General features: G+C 66.6%; 19 protein-coding genes. 9 read left to right on the top strand and 10 right to left on the bottom strand.

The annotated features are described in order from the left end of the window. Window positions 1-14 precede the first annotated feature (14 nt). Window positions 15-794 (top strand): aquaporin Z, encoded by a 780-nt coding sequence (gene aqpZ, locus ACGFK1_RS30570; RefSeq protein WP_393438735.1) that lies wholly within the window; start codon window positions 15-17, stop codon window positions 792-794. 63 nt (window positions 795-857) lie between these two features. Here aqpZ and ACGFK1_RS30565 read toward each other — a convergent pair whose 3' ends face one another. The 3 genes from ACGFK1_RS30565 to ACGFK1_RS30555 are packed head-to-tail and all read right to left on the bottom strand — an operon-like array spanning window position 858 to window position 2,750. Then, entirely contained in the window at window positions 858-1,415 is a 558-nt protein-coding gene (locus ACGFK1_RS30565) for a Dps family protein (RefSeq protein ID WP_393438733.1), read from the bottom strand. Between the two features lie 39 nt (window positions 1,416-1,454). Next, window positions 1,455-2,366, bottom strand: a complete 912-nt coding sequence (locus ACGFK1_RS30560) for a DNA-3-methyladenine glycosylase family protein (RefSeq protein WP_393438730.1) — start codon at window positions 2,364-2,366, stop codon at window positions 1,455-1,457. Between the two features lie 9 nt (window positions 2,367-2,375). After that, entirely contained in the window at window positions 2,376-2,750 is a 375-nt protein-coding gene (locus tag ACGFK1_RS30555) for a DUF427 domain-containing protein (protein ID WP_393438727.1), read from the bottom strand. Window positions 2,751-2,820: 70 nt separating this feature from the next. Between ACGFK1_RS30555 and ACGFK1_RS30550 the strand changes: the two genes are divergently transcribed. Next, window positions 2,821-3,294, top strand: coding sequence for an SRPBCC family protein (locus ACGFK1_RS30550; RefSeq protein WP_393438724.1), 474 nt, complete (start codon window positions 2,821-2,823; stop codon window positions 3,292-3,294). Here ACGFK1_RS30550 and ACGFK1_RS30545 read toward each other — a convergent pair. Next, window positions 3,291-4,673, bottom strand: coding sequence for an NAD(P)/FAD-dependent oxidoreductase (locus ACGFK1_RS30545; protein ID WP_393438721.1), 1,383 nt, complete (start codon window positions 4,671-4,673; stop codon window positions 3,291-3,293). The two genes, ACGFK1_RS30550 and ACGFK1_RS30545, sit on opposite strands and share 4 nt — an antisense overlap. Window positions 4,674-4,751: 78 nt before the next feature. Here ACGFK1_RS30545 and ACGFK1_RS30540 point away from each other — a divergent pair, with 78 nt between their 5' ends. Both ACGFK1_RS30540 and ACGFK1_RS30535 read left to right on the top strand, forming a co-directional pair. After that, window positions 4,752-5,228, top strand: a complete 477-nt coding sequence (locus ACGFK1_RS30540) for a DUF4262 domain-containing protein (protein WP_393438718.1) — start codon at window positions 4,752-4,754, stop codon at window positions 5,226-5,228. Between the two features lie 21 nt (window positions 5,229-5,249). Next, window positions 5,250-5,726 (top strand): DUF4262 domain-containing protein, encoded by a 477-nt coding sequence (locus tag ACGFK1_RS30535; protein WP_393438715.1) that lies wholly within the window; start codon window positions 5,250-5,252, stop codon window positions 5,724-5,726. Here ACGFK1_RS30535 and ACGFK1_RS30530 read toward each other — a convergent pair. From ACGFK1_RS30530 to ACGFK1_RS30520, 3 genes are all read right to left on the bottom strand, one after another. Beyond that, window positions 5,714-6,487, bottom strand: a complete 774-nt coding sequence (locus tag ACGFK1_RS30530) for a class I SAM-dependent methyltransferase (RefSeq protein WP_393438791.1) — start codon at window positions 6,485-6,487, stop codon at window positions 5,714-5,716. The two genes, ACGFK1_RS30535 and ACGFK1_RS30530, sit on opposite strands and share 13 nt — an antisense overlap. A gap of 109 nt (window positions 6,488-6,596) precedes the next feature. Further along, window positions 6,597-7,637 (bottom strand): NAD-dependent epimerase/dehydratase family protein, encoded by a 1,041-nt coding sequence (locus tag ACGFK1_RS30525; protein ID WP_393438712.1) that lies wholly within the window; start codon window positions 7,635-7,637, stop codon window positions 6,597-6,599. Beyond that, entirely contained in the window at window positions 7,634-8,140 is a 507-nt protein-coding gene (locus ACGFK1_RS30520; protein ID WP_393438709.1) for a nuclear transport factor 2 family protein, read from the bottom strand. Before ACGFK1_RS30520 ends, ACGFK1_RS30525 begins: the two co-directional genes overlap by 4 nt. Window positions 8,141-8,201: 61 nt before the next feature. Between ACGFK1_RS30520 and ACGFK1_RS30515 the strand changes: the two genes are divergently transcribed. Further along, window positions 8,202-9,044 carry an alpha/beta fold hydrolase gene (locus tag ACGFK1_RS30515; RefSeq protein WP_393438706.1) on the top strand — a complete coding sequence of 281 codons (843 nt, stop codon included), beginning with the start codon at window positions 8,202-8,204 and terminating at the stop codon, window positions 9,042-9,044. Here the strand turns inward: ACGFK1_RS30515 and ACGFK1_RS30510 are convergent. Then, a complete protein-coding gene (locus ACGFK1_RS30510) occupies window positions 9,031-9,429 on the bottom strand; it encodes a hypothetical protein (RefSeq protein WP_393438704.1) in 399 nt (132 codons plus the stop codon). The two genes, ACGFK1_RS30515 and ACGFK1_RS30510, sit on opposite strands and share 14 nt — an antisense overlap. 60 nt (window positions 9,430-9,489) lie before the next feature. On the opposite strand from ACGFK1_RS30510, the gene msrB reads away from it, so the two are divergent. Both msrB and msrA read left to right on the top strand, forming a co-directional pair. After that, window positions 9,490-9,951 carry a peptide-methionine (R)-S-oxide reductase MsrB gene (gene msrB, locus ACGFK1_RS30505; protein ID WP_393438702.1) on the top strand — a complete coding sequence of 154 codons (462 nt, stop codon included), beginning with the start codon at window positions 9,490-9,492 and terminating at the stop codon, window positions 9,949-9,951. Beyond that, window positions 9,948-10,457, top strand: a complete 510-nt coding sequence (gene msrA / locus ACGFK1_RS30500) for a peptide-methionine (S)-S-oxide reductase MsrA (protein ID WP_393438699.1) — start codon at window positions 9,948-9,950, stop codon at window positions 10,455-10,457. Before msrB ends, msrA begins: the two co-directional genes overlap by 4 nt. A 21-nt stretch (window positions 10,458-10,478) precedes the next feature. On the opposite strand, the gene ACGFK1_RS30495 is transcribed toward msrA, so the two are convergent. Then, a complete protein-coding gene (locus tag ACGFK1_RS30495; protein ID WP_393438696.1) occupies window positions 10,479-11,825 on the bottom strand; it encodes a cytochrome P450 in 1,347 nt (448 codons plus the stop codon). Window positions 11,826-11,929: 104 nt separating this feature from the next. On the opposite strand from ACGFK1_RS30495, the gene ACGFK1_RS30490 reads away from it, so the two are divergent. Next, a complete protein-coding gene (locus ACGFK1_RS30490) occupies window positions 11,930-12,532 on the top strand; it encodes a TetR/AcrR family transcriptional regulator (RefSeq protein WP_393438693.1) in 603 nt (200 codons plus the stop codon). Here ACGFK1_RS30490 and ACGFK1_RS30485 read toward each other — a convergent pair. Continuing rightward, window positions 12,529-13,098, bottom strand: a complete 570-nt coding sequence (locus tag ACGFK1_RS30485; RefSeq protein WP_393438690.1) for a TetR/AcrR family transcriptional regulator — start codon at window positions 13,096-13,098, stop codon at window positions 12,529-12,531. The two genes, ACGFK1_RS30490 and ACGFK1_RS30485, sit on opposite strands and share 4 nt — an antisense overlap. A gap of 53 nt (window positions 13,099-13,151) precedes the next feature. Here ACGFK1_RS30485 and ACGFK1_RS30480 point away from each other — a divergent pair, with 53 nt between their 5' ends. After that, a complete protein-coding gene (locus tag ACGFK1_RS30480) occupies window positions 13,152-13,799 on the top strand; it encodes a class I SAM-dependent methyltransferase (protein ID WP_393438687.1) in 648 nt (215 codons plus the stop codon). Window positions 13,800-13,957 lie beyond the last annotated feature (158 nt).

Below are 13,957 nucleotides of genomic sequence, written 5' to 3'. Positions count from 1 at the left end.
CGAAGGAGTCACGCATGCGCGAACCGACAATGCTGCATCGATTGGCGGCGGAATTCATCGGCACGTTCTGGCTGGTGTTCGGCGGTTGCGGCGCGGCGGTCTTCGCGGCGAAGTTCACCGCCGACGGCACCTCGCTCGGCATCGGCTTCCTCGGCGTCGCACTCGCATTCGGGTTGACCGTACTCACCGGCGTCTACGCATTCGGCACCATTTCCGGCGGCCACTTCAATCCCGCGGTCACCCTGGGGGCGGCACTGGCCCGTCGGGTGGAATGGAAGGCGGTGCCTGGCTACTGGATCACGCAGGTCGTGGCGGGCTTGGCGGCAGGCATGATGATCTACGTCGTGGCCAAGGGCCAGGAAGGCTGGACGGCGACGGGACACATGGCCGCCAACGGCTTCGGCGACCACTCCCCAGGCGGCTACTCGCTGTGGGCCGTGATCGTGGCGGAGGTGCTGCTCACCGGCGTGTTCCTGCTGGTGATCCTCGGTTCGACCGATGACCGTGCACCGAAAGGATTCGCGGGGCTTTCAATTGGATTGACCTTGACGCTGATCCACTTGATCTCCATTCCCATCTCCAATACGTCGGTCAACCCCGCGCGGTCCACGGGCGTCGCCTTCTTCAACGGCGAAGGCGCCGCCGCGCAACTCTGGGTGTTTTGGCTGGCGCCCCTGCTGGGCGCCGCGGTCGCGGGTATCGCCTACCCGTTCCTGTTCGGCCGGCACGAGGAACTGGCCGACCGTCCGGTACGCGACGACGCCCTCGAAGAGACCCGGCCTGACCCGCCATAGACGAATTCGCCGCCGGGCCAACGGATGTGAATCAACGGCGTCTTCGGTAAAGGCCGAACGGACCTACTTGACCGGCGCCTTCTTCTTGGCCCGGCTCGCGGCGGCCTTTTCGGTCCTCGCGCCCTCATTGGCCAGCTGTCCGCCCGAGTTCTCCAGGTGGGCACGCATGAACCACTGGAACTTCTCCAGCTCGCCTGCGTGGCTGATGATCATGTCCTGAGACACCAGGTCGAGTTCCTCGAGTGTCTCGATGCACTTGCGGGTGTCCTCGATGACGCCGTTGTAGACCAGGTCCAGTGCCGCGAGGTGGGCCTGCACGGTGTCGCGCTCCACGGAGTAGTCGTCCCAGGTGCGGTCCTTGAGAATCGCCCCCGGTGTGCCGAGCGGCGATTTGCCAAGCGTGGCGATGCGCTCCGCGACCTCGTCGGCGTAGCCGCGCACGAGTTCGACCTGCGGGTCGATCATCTCGTGCACACCGATGAAGTTCGGGCCGACGACGTTCCAGTGCACATGCTTGAGCGTCAAATGCAGGTCGTTGTAAGTGCTCAGCTGCTTCTGCAGCAGATCGGCGACCTTGTTGGCGCTCTTTTCGGAAAGGCCAGGGATCGTGAATGAAGTCATGGGCCCCGTGTACCCACCGTCCGCGTCCGGTATTCGCCGCTACATGGCGCGCAGCCTCGGGATGGCTTGACGCGGCGCCCGGCGTGGTGCGTGCGCAGGCCCGGTGACTTCCAACAAGCGCACGGCCCGGTGACGATGCGGCCGCAACGGTTCGAGCAATGTCTCCATCGCCGCGTCGTCGATGGGACGGCCGAGCAACCGCCAGCCGACCATCTTCGCCAGGTGGAAGTCTCCGATGCTCAGCGCATCGGCGTCACCGAACGCCCGCTGCGCGGTCTCCGCCGCGGTCCAGATGCCGATTCCTGGCAGCGACATCATCGCCGCGCGGGCGTCCTCGGGCACGCGCGTGGTCAACCGCTCGAGTGAATCCGCCCGCTGCGCGCAGCCCACAATGGTTCTCGCCCGGCCGGGGTCGACATTGGCACGGTGGAACTCCCACGACGGTATCCGCCGCCACCCGTCCGCAGGCGGCGGCACCCGCATGTGCTCGGGCGCCGGGCCGGGGGCGGGTGCGCCGAACTTCGTCACCAGCGCTCGCCAGGCGCGCCGCGCGTCCTTGCCGTACACCCGTTGTTCGAGGATCGCCGGTACCAGTGCCTCCAGCACGCGGCCGGTGCGGCCCAGTCGCAGGTGCGGCACCCGCCGGTGGGCCGCTGCGATGGTCGGCTCCGACGGCGCGAACCCGGTAGCGTTGTCATGCACACCGAGGAGGTCGGGCAGCGCATCGACGAATTCTGTTGCGCCCGTTCCCCATGCCTCACAGTCGACGGTGTCCACCGCCGACTTCTGCAGCCGCGCGGTGACGGGTCCGCTACGCATCAGGCTGGTCCGCCAGATCGCGCCGTCTTCCGCGTCGTGATAGCACGGATCGCCGCGGCCGCGGCGCAACGGCGACAGCGTCAGTCCCGGAGTGGCAGGCCCGTCGAAGACGACGCTGACCGATCGATGCACCGGTCCAGGCTATGCGACGGTGATGTCGGCCTTGTTCGGATAGAAGGCGACATGGCCCGCGATCTGACCCACCGCGGGGTACGGCTCCCGGTACGTCCAGATCGCATCATCAACTGTGGCGCCTGCCGTGGTGACGACGTGGTAGTAGCTGGCATCACCCTTGTACGGGCAGTAGGTCTCGGTGCCGCTCGGTTTCAGGCGCTCGGCCACCACGTCGCGCAGTGGAATGTATTGCACCGCCGGATACGTGGACTCCTGCAGCGTCAGCGCGGCATCGGTCTCGGCCACCAGTTCACCGTTCACACGCACGGTGACGTGTCTGCCGGTCGGTACGACCGTGATCGGGTGGGAGTCGGTGGGTTCGAGTACGGGTCGCTCGCTCATAGAAGTCCCAACGCGCTCACGCCATACCCTGTTCCACACCCGCTTCCAGGTCCGTCGATACCATCACGCCATGACCGACCAGCAACCGGCCGATGCACAAGCACAGGTGGTCATCAACGCCGACCCGCAGACCGTGTATGCCCTCATCACCGACCTCTCCTCTCTTGCCTCGCTTGCCGAGGAGGTCACGTCGATGACGTGGCGCAAGGGCGATGCGGCGCGGCCCGGTGCGGTGTTCAAGGGCCACAACCGCAACGGCTTCTACCGATGGAGCACCGTCTGCACGGTCACGGATGCGCAGCCCGGACGCACGTTCGCGTTCGACGTCAAGACCGGCGGCGTCATGCCCGTGGCCCGTTGGCGCTACGACATCGAACCGGTCGACGTCGGTTGCAGGGTGACCGAGCGCACCTGGGACCGTCGTCCTGGGTGGATCGTCAAACCCTCGCGGCTCACCACCGGCGTCAGGGACCGCACCGCGGCCAACGTCGAGCACATCAACGTGACACTGCAGCGGCTCAAGCGCAAGGCCGAGCAGGGCTAGTGCGGGCGACCCGCGATCTTGTCGGCGACGACCGCGATGGGTGACGTCGTCGCCCGTCCGCGGCCCTCATGCCAGTCGGCGGCCTTGTAGGCGAGGTACATGCCGCGGACGCCGATCCAGCGCAGCGGTTCGGGCTCCCAGTTCCGTGACCGGTGACCGACCCACGGCAACTCGGTGTGCGCACCGGGCCGGTCGAGCACCAGGTCCGCCAGCGTGCGGCCGGCAAGGTTGGTGGCGGTGACGCCGTGGCCGACGTAGCCGCCCGCCCAGCCAAGACCCGACGCCTTGTCGAGTACGACGCCGGACTCCCAGTCCCGCGGTACCGCGAGCACCCCGCACCAGCCGTGGGCGATCGGAATGTCGCGCACCTGCGGCAGGATCGCATGCAGCGTCGCAGTGAGGTGTTCGATCGTCTCCTTTGGCACCCGTCCGTCGACGTCGATGCGTGAGGCGTACCGGTACGGCACGCTGCGCCCACCGATTGCGATTCGGTCGTCGACGGTGCGCTGGGCGTAGAAGAAGCCATGCGCCGTGTCGCCGACGGTTTCTCTGCCGTCCCAACCGATGGACGCCCAGACGCCCTCGGGTATCGGCTCCGTCGCGATCATCGAGCTGTTCATCGGCAGCCAGCGGCGTCTCAGGCCGCGCATGCGGGCGGTGAAGCCCTCGGTCGCACGCAGCACGATCGGCGCGCTGACGGCGCCCACCGGTGTCCCCGCACGGCCCGCGTCGATCGTGGTGACCGGCGAGTTCTCGTAGATGACGACACCGAGCCGCTCGACGGCGTCGGCCAGCCCGCGCGCCAACTGGGCGGGCTGGATCCGCGCGCAGTGCGGTGTGTGGTAGGCCGATACCACACCGTCGAACTGAATGCGTTCGGCCGCTTCCGTTTTCGTCAACGGGGCGATGCCGCCGATCTTCCAGCTCAACTCTTCGTCGATCTCGGCGGCCAGCCTCGAGGCCTGCGCAGCGTTGCGTGCGATCTGCATGGTGCCGCCCTTGGCGATGCCCGCGTCGATGCCCTCGGTCGCGGCCACGTCGATGACCTCGTCGATGGCCTCGTTGAGCGCCGCCTGCCACGCCAGTACGCCGTCGCGGCCGCACAGCCGGGCCATCCGGTTGCGATCACCAGGCACCAGCCCGGACAGCCAGCCGCCGTTGCGTCCGGAGGCGCCGAAGCCGGCGAAGCGGGCCTCGAGGATCACCACGCGTAGCGAGGGGTCGGCGCGTTTGAGGTAGTACGCCGTCCACAGTCCGGTGTATCCCGCACCGACGATGCACACGTCCGCGTCTCGGTTCCCCGGCAGCGGCGGCCGCGATGGCGGGTAGCCGCTGAACCAGTGCGAGACGCGACCGTTGACGGGACCTGTGGTTGGCACCGTCCGATTCTGGCACCACCCGCACTTGTCGGACCCGAGGGGCAAGCTGGCCGCACCGACGGCAGAAAGAGACGCAGCATGTGCTGGTTGTGCGATCACCCCGAAGCGACGCGCGACGACTACTACGACCTGCTGCAGGCAAAGATCCGTAGGAAGGGGTGGACGGTACAGTACGTCGAAAGTGACAGCAGGCCATACGCTTACACGATCGGGTTGCACGCCTGGGACGTCCCCGAGTTACTGATCACCGGCGTCTCCCCACAACGTGCACTTCGGCTGCTGGACACCGTGGCGCGCAAGCTGGTGCGCGGTGAGGTGCTCACGCCGGGCCAGCAGTTCTCGCTGTCCGACGGACCGCTCGTCGAGGTTGTCGAGGTCGGCCACCCGGATGTGCACATGGGCTGGGCGGTGGCGTTCGGCGGACCGGAGGTCGAGGCGCTGCAGCTGGTGTGGGCTGACGGCAGGGGGCGCTGGCCGTGGTCAGCGGAATTCGCCGACGGGCGGGCGACACAACCGGTGCTGGGTTGTCGGACCCCAGGCGCAAGCTGGCCGTAACCACTAACGAAAGGTGCGGCCATGTGCTGGCAGTGTGAGAACCCGAACGGCACCACCGAGCAATACCTCGACGAACTCCGCGCGATGGTCCGGCTGCACGGTTGGGTGGTGCAGGGCGTCGAGGACGATCGACTCCCCTTTGCCTACACAATCGGCTTGCACGACCGCGGTCTGCCTGAGCTGCTGGTGACGGGCATGTCGCAGCGGAACGCGGCGCGCCTGCTGAACGACGTCGCGGTCGCCGCGCTCAGTGGACGGACATTCGAGCCAGGCGCGCATGTCGCGGTGGGCGACGGCCCGCTACTGGAGATCGTCGAGGTGGACCATCCCGATGCGCACCTGAATTTCGCGGTGGCGCTTGGCGGTCCGGATGTTCGCGCGCTGCAGCTGGTGTGGTCCGACCAGCGCGGTCGGTGGCCGTGGGCTGCGGGATGGGGTCGCGGTCAGCGTCGGCAACCGGTGTTGGGCATGCGCGCACGGAACGCTCAAAAAGCGTAGCGGTGGTATTGCGCCATAAACCGCAGAGCCGGCACGGAACTCATCGCCTTGAGCGTCCACCGGTAGTACCACGGCACATGCTCCAGCGCGTCCGAATCGAGGGCAGATACCCATGACAGCAACCGCACCCCGGGCACCGCCTCGGTGATGTCGTCCGGCCCATTGATGCCCCAGTACAGGGTCGCTCCTGACCGTCGCACCACGGTGTTGGTCCACTGCGATCTGATGCCAAGCCGGTTGAACGCGTCGAACTGCAGCTCACCGGACGGGGCATGGTCCAGCACCCGACGCAGAAGCGCAACGCCGTCGTGCTGTGTCAGGTACATGGTGAGACCTTCGCCTATCATCAATGTCGTTCTGCCGCAGGGGATCTCGGCAAACCAGGCTGGATCGGTGACCGACGCGGCGATGAGGTGGTAGTGGTCGCGCGCGGGGTAGAGCTGGCGACGCAGGTCTGCGACCTCGGGATAGTCGACGTCGTACCACTCGACGCCAGGACCGGGGTCCAACCGCAGGAAGCGGGCATCCAAGCCGCAACCAAGGTGCAGCACGACGGCTTCGGAATGCACTGCGAGAAATTGGCGCGCCCAGCGGTCGAAGTGCGCCGAACGAGTCGTCACCGCAGGTGAAGTCGACGCCGTGATCGACGTCTTCGTCCAGTCGTAGTCGATGCGGTCGACAATGTCCTTGGCGAATCGATCGCCGAGGACAGGACGGTCGAGACTGGCATCCAGCGCCTTGGCGTAGAACGTGGCCAGCATGGTCTGCGGCGCACCGGACAGATCGACGTGAAGTTTCTCGGTCACGTCATCCGACGGTAGTCACGTCGCGGATGGACGGCTAACCGCTGAACGGCGGTCGGCGCGCCGTTCAGCTACCGGTCCTGCTCCCGCGCCTGGCGTCCCGAAGGCTCACCCAGAACCGGGCGGCTTCGCGAATCGAGTCCTCGACGGGCCTTGGCTGCCAACCCAATTCGCGTACCGCCTTGCTGTGATCAACGGGTGCCTCCGCGCGCATCAGGCGCAACGAGCCCATCGACAGCTGCTCGTCGGTGCCGCGCAGCTTGGCTTTGACGCTGCCGGCCGCGGCCAGCGCATACGACATCGGCAGCGGAATCGACTTGGTCGGCGCGGGCACTCCTGCCGCAGCAGCCGCGATCCGGACGACCTCGGCGTTGCTGATCATCTTCTCCGAGATCAGGTACCGCTCGCCGGCCCGCCCACGGTCGGCGGCCAGGATCATCGCGCGTGCCGCGTCGTCCACGCCGACGGCCTCGAGTTCGATGCCGCTCATCACGAACGGCAGCTTTCCGAACGCGGCGCCCGCGATGATCGCGCCGTGTGGCGTGCGGCCCCAGTCGCCGCTTCCGTAGGTCGTCGACACACACATCGCCACCGCGGGCAGGCCGTGTTCCCTGGCGTAGTCCAGCACGATGTTCTCGGCGTGCACCCGCGACCGGACATACGGGGTCAGTCCGCGGAGCCGATTGGTCGGCGACATTTCGCCTCTGTCGACAATGACGTCGTCCTCATTGGCAACACGGCCGCGGCGCCGCCCGACGGTGACGTAGCTACTGGTGAACACGAACTTCCGAAGGCCCGCGTCCTTCGCGACGTCCAGTACGTTGCGGGTGCCGTCGACGTTGGTGTGGAAAAGCGGCGCGGGATCACGCAGCCAACCGCGGGTGTCGACCACGCAGTAGTACACGTCGTCGACGCCGGTCATCGCCTCGCGCAACGTGTCGTTGTCCCAGATGTCGCCGACGAACCGCGTCACGTCGAGATCGTCGATGCCGACGGTCATCGCGTTGGGACGCACCATCGCCCGAACCTGATGGCCGTTGGCGACGAGTTGCCGGGTGACGTGCGAGCCGAGGAATCCGTTGGCGCCGATCACCAGCTTCGCGGTCACTTGTCACCTCCGAACTGCCGCAGCCACACCTCGGCCTCGTCGGGAAGCGTGCCGAGTTCCTGAGCCTTGCGGCACCACTTGCGCGTCGCGGCGACGAACCGAAGCGGGTTGTAGACGTCCTCCTGGCGGCGCCACTGACCTTCGCCGGCATAGGTGAGGATCGAGATGTTCGTGGCGCTGATGATCGTGCCGTCGCCAGGATCGCGCATCGGGTTGTCCAGTTCGCAGATTATCCGCCCGGTCGACTCGTCGATCACCGACCACAGCGACGGAAACGACGTCATGTAGCTGCCGGGAAACGATTCCATGGTCTGCCAGATCCAGGGCCGCACCGCATCCCTGCCGTGCATGGTCCCTGCCGCGTGCTCGACGTAGGTGACGTCGGGTGTGTACTGGTCAACCCAGGGATCCCAGTCACGGGTCTGAGCGGCCCGGTCGACTGTCGCCTCGAACGTCTCGAACGCCGCGGCCAGCTCTTCGTGGGTGAACGTCTCGCTCGTCACACCCAGAACTAGAACACGTTCTATCTGTATTTGTCGAGTGCCCGGCCGTATCGTCAGGTGAGTGAAGGGCCTGCTCGGGCTCGTCTTCGCGCTGGTCTTCGCGGCCGGCTGCGTGGCTGAACCGCGGGCGGCGAACTTCGCGGGTGCCGTCGACATCGGGTCCGGCAGGCAGTTGTTCCTCGCCTGTCAGGGTGCGGGTTCCCCGACGGTGTTCATCATCCCGGGCAAGGGCAGCTACGCCGGAGCGTGGAGCGCTGTCATGCCTGCGATCGCGAAGACCACCAGGGTCTGCGCCTACGACAGACCGAACACCCGTCAGGACGGGGCCTACCTGTCCACCCCCGTGCCGCAACCGCACACCGTTCAGCAGGATGTCGGCGACGTACTGAAATTGGTTGCCGCCGCTGGCCTTTCCACACCGATGGTGCTCGTCGCCCACTCTTACGGCGGACTGATCGCCGATCTGCTGGCCCGCACCCACCCCACTGTGGTCGGTGGGCTGGTCTTCGTGGATCCGACCTCGGAGTACCTGCCGCGACTGGGCCGGGCAGAACAGGACGCCCAGTTCGATGAGGCTGCGCGCACGCCGACGCCTGACCCCGGCGGCGAGGCGTTCTTCGCCGACGATGCGTTCAGCACGATCAGTACGGCCCCGCCGTTGCCGGTGCCGCCGCTGCCTGCGGTCGTGTTGAGCGCCGACGTGTTCCGCGGCGACATGCGCCAGGAGGACTACACCAAATTCCAGGTGCACCGCGCGAACACCCTGCTGGCCGAAACGCTGTGGACGGACAACGTGATCGTCGGCGGCAGCGGGCACAACATGATGCTCTATCAGCCACGCGCGGTCGCCGCGAAGACCCTCGGGATGGTGGACTGGGTGCGCTCGGGCGCTAGCCGGCGCTGAGAACCTGCCGGTCGCCGAGTGGGCTTTCCAGCGGCACGACGAGGGTGCCGGTCACGGCGAGCATGATGCACATCCGGCCTGCGACGGGTGGCAGTGCGCCGCCCTTCAAGTCGATCGTGACGGCCTCGGCCGTTTCGCGCGCGGTCGCGTGCACGCCGTTGCACGCGGGCGTGCCCGACGTGAAATGAACGGCCACGGCCCGATCACCTGCGCGACTCCACGATTCGATGGGCACTGGCTGCGGATCGACGATCGACGCGTTGTCCTTGAAGAGCACGCCGTCCGCATCCGGCACTTCCGGCGGCGCGGTCGGGGCCGCCGCCGCTGCGGGCGCAGCCCACGCGGCGACCACGAGGGCGACGAGAACCACGGCGGCTGCGCGCATGTATTTACGGTAGCGACAACCGCGGATTAACTCGGCGCGGCGCGCGGTTATAAAGACACTATGTCGCAGCATTATCACAACAATCCGGACGCGGTCGCCGCGCTGTCGCCGGAGCAGTACCACGTGACCCAGAAGAACGGCACGGAGCGGCCCTTCACCGGCGAGTACTGGGACAACCACGAGCCGGGCATCTACATCGACGTCGTGTCGGGCGAGCCGTTGTTCGCCTCGGTCGACAAATTCGACAGCGGCACCGGTTGGCCGAGCTTCACCAAGCCGGTCGACGCAGCCAACGTGATCGAGAAGCGGGACTTCTCACACCTGATGATCCGCACCGAGGTGCGGTCCAAACACGGTGACAGCCACCTCGGCCATGTGTTCAACGACGGACCACGCAGCGAAGGTGGGTTGCGCTACTGCATCAACTCGGCTTCGCTGAGATTCATCCACCTCGACGACCTCGAAGCCGAGGGATACGGCGAGTACAAGAAGCTCTTCGAGACGGAGGAAGCACAGGCATGAGTGGCTACAAGAAGGCAATCCTCGCAGGCGGCTGCTTCTGGGGTATGCAGGATCTGATCCGCAAGCAGCCCGGCGTGGTGTCCACCCGCGTCGGCTACACGGGCGGGCAGAATGCGCACCCGACCTATCGCAACCACCCGGGCCATGCCGAGGCCATCGAGATCGTGTACGACCCGGCGCAGACGGATTTCCGCAACTTGCTCGAGTTCTTCTTCCAGATCCACGATCCGAGCACGAAGAACCGACAGGGCAACGACGTCGGGACCAGCTACCGGTCCGCCATCTTCTACCTCGACGACGAGCAGAAGCGCGTTGCACTCGACACCATCGCCGATGTCGACGCATCGGGGCTGTGGCCGGGCAAGGTCGTCACCGAGGTGACGCCTGCCGGCGACTTCTGGGAGGCCGAACCCGAGCACCAGGATTATCTGGAGCGCTACCCCAGCGGGTACACCTGCCACTTCCCGCGGCCAGGCTGGAAACTGCCGGTGGGCCCACGCGCGTAGCGCAGGGTACGGCTCGAGGGTTTAAGCGACCCGGCGGCGCGCCACGATGCGACCGCCATCCTTTGGTGTGAAGGCGATGCCCCGGAAGTGAACCTTCTCGTCCGGGGCGTCGTCCGTCTCAATTACGAAGCGCCGCAGGATCGTTCGCAGCACCACGTCCATTTCGACGTTGGCGAACGCCGCCCCGATGCAGCGCCGGGTGCCGCCGCCGAACGGTATCCACGCCGTGGGTGTTCTGGCGCCAAGGAAACGCTCGGGATCGAAGCGTTCCGGATTCGGGAACACGTCCGCGTTGGCATGCACGTTGGCCAGCGCGATCATCACCGTGTAGCCGTGCGGTATCCGGAAGTCGCCGAGATCGAAATGCGGCGCCTGCACGTGGCGCCCGGAGAAGTCGATCACCGTCCGGTTGCGTTGCAGCTCCTGGATGGTGGCTTGGCGAAACTCGTTGCCGCCCTTGTCGTTTTCCTCGACCAGCCTGGCCAGCACGTCGGGGTGACGGCGCAGCCGTTCGAACGCCCAGCCCAGTGTGGACGCGGTGGTCTCGTGACCGGCACCGAGCAGCGTCAGCAGTTCATCGGATACGTCCTGGCGCGACATCGGCGTGCCGTCCTCATACGTGCTGCGCAACAGCAGCGCGAGAATGTCGGTCCGCTCGCCCAGATGCGGGTCGGCCTCGGCCTTGTCGATGAGCGCGAAGACGGTGCGGTCGAAGTTGCGACGGAACTCTGCGAGCCGGCCCCACGGACTGCGCCTGCCAGTGTCGAACCGCGGTTCCGGCAGCGTGGCCATCCGCGAGCCCAGTTCGGCCCATGGCGGAATGATCTCGCGCAGGTGATCGAGTTCCGCGCCGTCTGCGCCAAAAACGGTGCGCAAGATGACATTCAGCGTGATTCTGTTCATCGCTTCCAGCGTGCGGAACTCGACACCCTCGGGCCATGTCGCGATCTCGCGCAGCGTTTCTTCTTCGATCACCTTCTCGTAGTTCTTGATGCTCTGGCCGTGAAACGGCGGCGCCAGCAACTTGCGGCGGGCCCGATGCTCCTTGCCGTCCAACGCGAAGACCGAACCGGGACCGAAGATCCGGCTCAGGTTCGGTTTGACGTTGATCAGATCATCGGTGCTCGCCAGAAACACCTGTCGCGCCAACGCGGGGTCCGAAACCACCACGCTGCGGCCGAAGAAGGGCACATTGATCGTGAACACCGCGCCATACCGCTTACCGGCGTATCGCAGGAACCTGCGGCGGAATCCGGCCATCAAGACCATCTGAACCGGCTTGGGCAGTCGCACCGCCGGCGGCACCTTGCCCGGCGACTTCGGAGTCGCTGCGGCCTTCGCTTCGACGGTCACTGCGGTGTCTGTCATCGGTGTATCACTCCCCGCCCTTTCCTGGTACTTCGGTGTACCGTTGGTGTGTGTAGTACGGTACCGGTTGGTACCAACAACCACAAGGGCTGCAGGGAGGTGACATGACGACATCGCTCGACAGGGCGGTCGGCGACGCCTACGCAGCTTTTCGGGACCGGTTGATCGACGGGCTGGCTGCATCCATCGGTGAGCGCGGATATCGCGACACCACCGTCGCCGACATCGTCCGGCATGCCCGCACCTCCAAACGCACCTTCTACGAGCAGTTCAGCAGCAAGGAGGAGTGCCTGGTCGAACTGCTGCGGCGAAACAACGAGAACCTGATCGCCAACATCCAAACCGCCGTCGACCCCGAGGCGGACTGGGACGAGCAGATCCGGCAGGCATCGGTGGCCTACGTCGACCACATCGGCTCGCGTCCCGCGATCACGCTGAGCTGGATCCGCGAGGCGCCAGCGCTGGGGGAGGTGGCCAAGCCGTTGAACCGGCAGGCCATGGAGGCGCTGACCGACATGCTGGTCGACCTCACCGACAGCCCCGGTTTCCGGCGTGCGAAGCTAGCGCCGATATCGCGGCCGCTCGCGCTGATCCTGCTGGGTGGATTGCGGGAGCTGACAGCGCTTTTCGTGGAGGACAACCGCGACGTGCACGGCATCGTCGAGCATGCGATCGCGGCGGCCACCGCGATCCTCGGCCCACGCTAACGCAGCATCAGCCTCGCCGACTTCTCGAGTCGCTGCGCGATCTCCGTGTACGACGCATGCCCCATCCCGGCGCGCACCAGCGCCCCCGAGTACAGCATCTCCAGCGAGTCGATGATGTCCGGATCGGTTTCGGGGCGCAGCGCTGCGGCAAGCCGGTCGCGGATGTCGCGGCCGATGCGAAGCCGCAGCACTTCGACGTCGGGATCCTTACCCAGCAGCGCATTGGTGACCGCACAAGCGAATTCAGGTTCGTCGGCGACCAGCAGCGAGATGTGGCGAAGCACGTCGACCACGCGGGTGGCCGCATCGTCGGTCTCGTGCGCGGCGGGTGGCGACGCCGCCAGCCTGCGCCAGAACACCTCCGCGACGAGGTGCTCTTTCGACGAGAAATACGTATACGCGGTGGCAGCCCCGACGCCGGCCTCCGCGGCCACCCGACGCACGGTCAGGCCCGCGAATCCCTCCCGGCTGAGCAGATCGACCGCCGCGCGGCCAAGGCGGTCGACGGTGTCGGCCTGCTTGGCGGTCAGGCGGCGCCGCGTCGACTCCAAGCCCGGATCGGACACGTGTCCGGACGCTACTACAACCACCATCTACCAGCAACGGTAAGTTGGCACCGATGAGCAACACAGAGCAGCTGTTCGCCCTCGCAGAGCAGGTCACCGGCTTCATGCCCGCCGAAGAAGGGCGGACGCTATACGACACCGCCCTGCGGTATCTGGGTGACGGCATCGGTGTCGAAATCGGCACGTACTGCGGTAAGTCGACAGTGCTGCTCGGCGCCGCCGCCCAGCAGAGCGGCGGCGTGGTCTACACCGTCGACCACCACCACGGTTCCGAAGAACACCAGCCGGGTTGGGAGTACCACGACACCACGATGGTGGACGCGGTCACCGGGCTGTTCGACACGCTGCCGGCATTGCGCCACACCCTTGACGCGGCGGGCCTCGACGACCACGTGGTGGCGGTCGTGGGCAAGTCGCCTGTGGTCGCCCGCGGTTGGCGAACCCCGTTGCGACTGTTGTTCATCGACGGCGGCCACACCGAGGAAGCCGCGCAAAGAGACTTCGACGGCTGGGCCCGATGGGTCGACGTGGGCGGGGCGCTGATCATTCACGACGTCTTCCCGGATCCGAACGACGGCGGGCAGGCGCCGTTCCACATCTACCAGCGGGCACTGCAGACCGGTCAGTTCCGCGACGTGCTGGCGGCCGGTTCGATGCGAGTGTTGGAGCGGACGTCGGGATCGACGGGCGAAGCGTTGTAGGCGGCGCGGATTCCTTACCTGCCCGACAGCGAATTCTTGCCTAGGAGCAGGCGCCTGTGGCTTCTGCGCCATTACGGCAGCGCCGGCGGTCACGACACCCTGTTGTGAGCAAAGCCCCCAGAGGGCTTGGCACCGCACCATTGGAGACCACGTCAAGT

Origin of the sequence: Mycobacterium sp. NPDC048908 (genome assembly GCF_043197955.1) — a bacterium.
In the GTDB taxonomy this organism is placed as follows: Bacteria; Actinomycetota; Actinomycetes; order Mycobacteriales; family Mycobacteriaceae; genus Mycobacterium.
The sequence above is the reverse complement of the archived record's forward strand: the minus strand, read 5'-3'. Positions and strand labels throughout refer to the sequence as shown.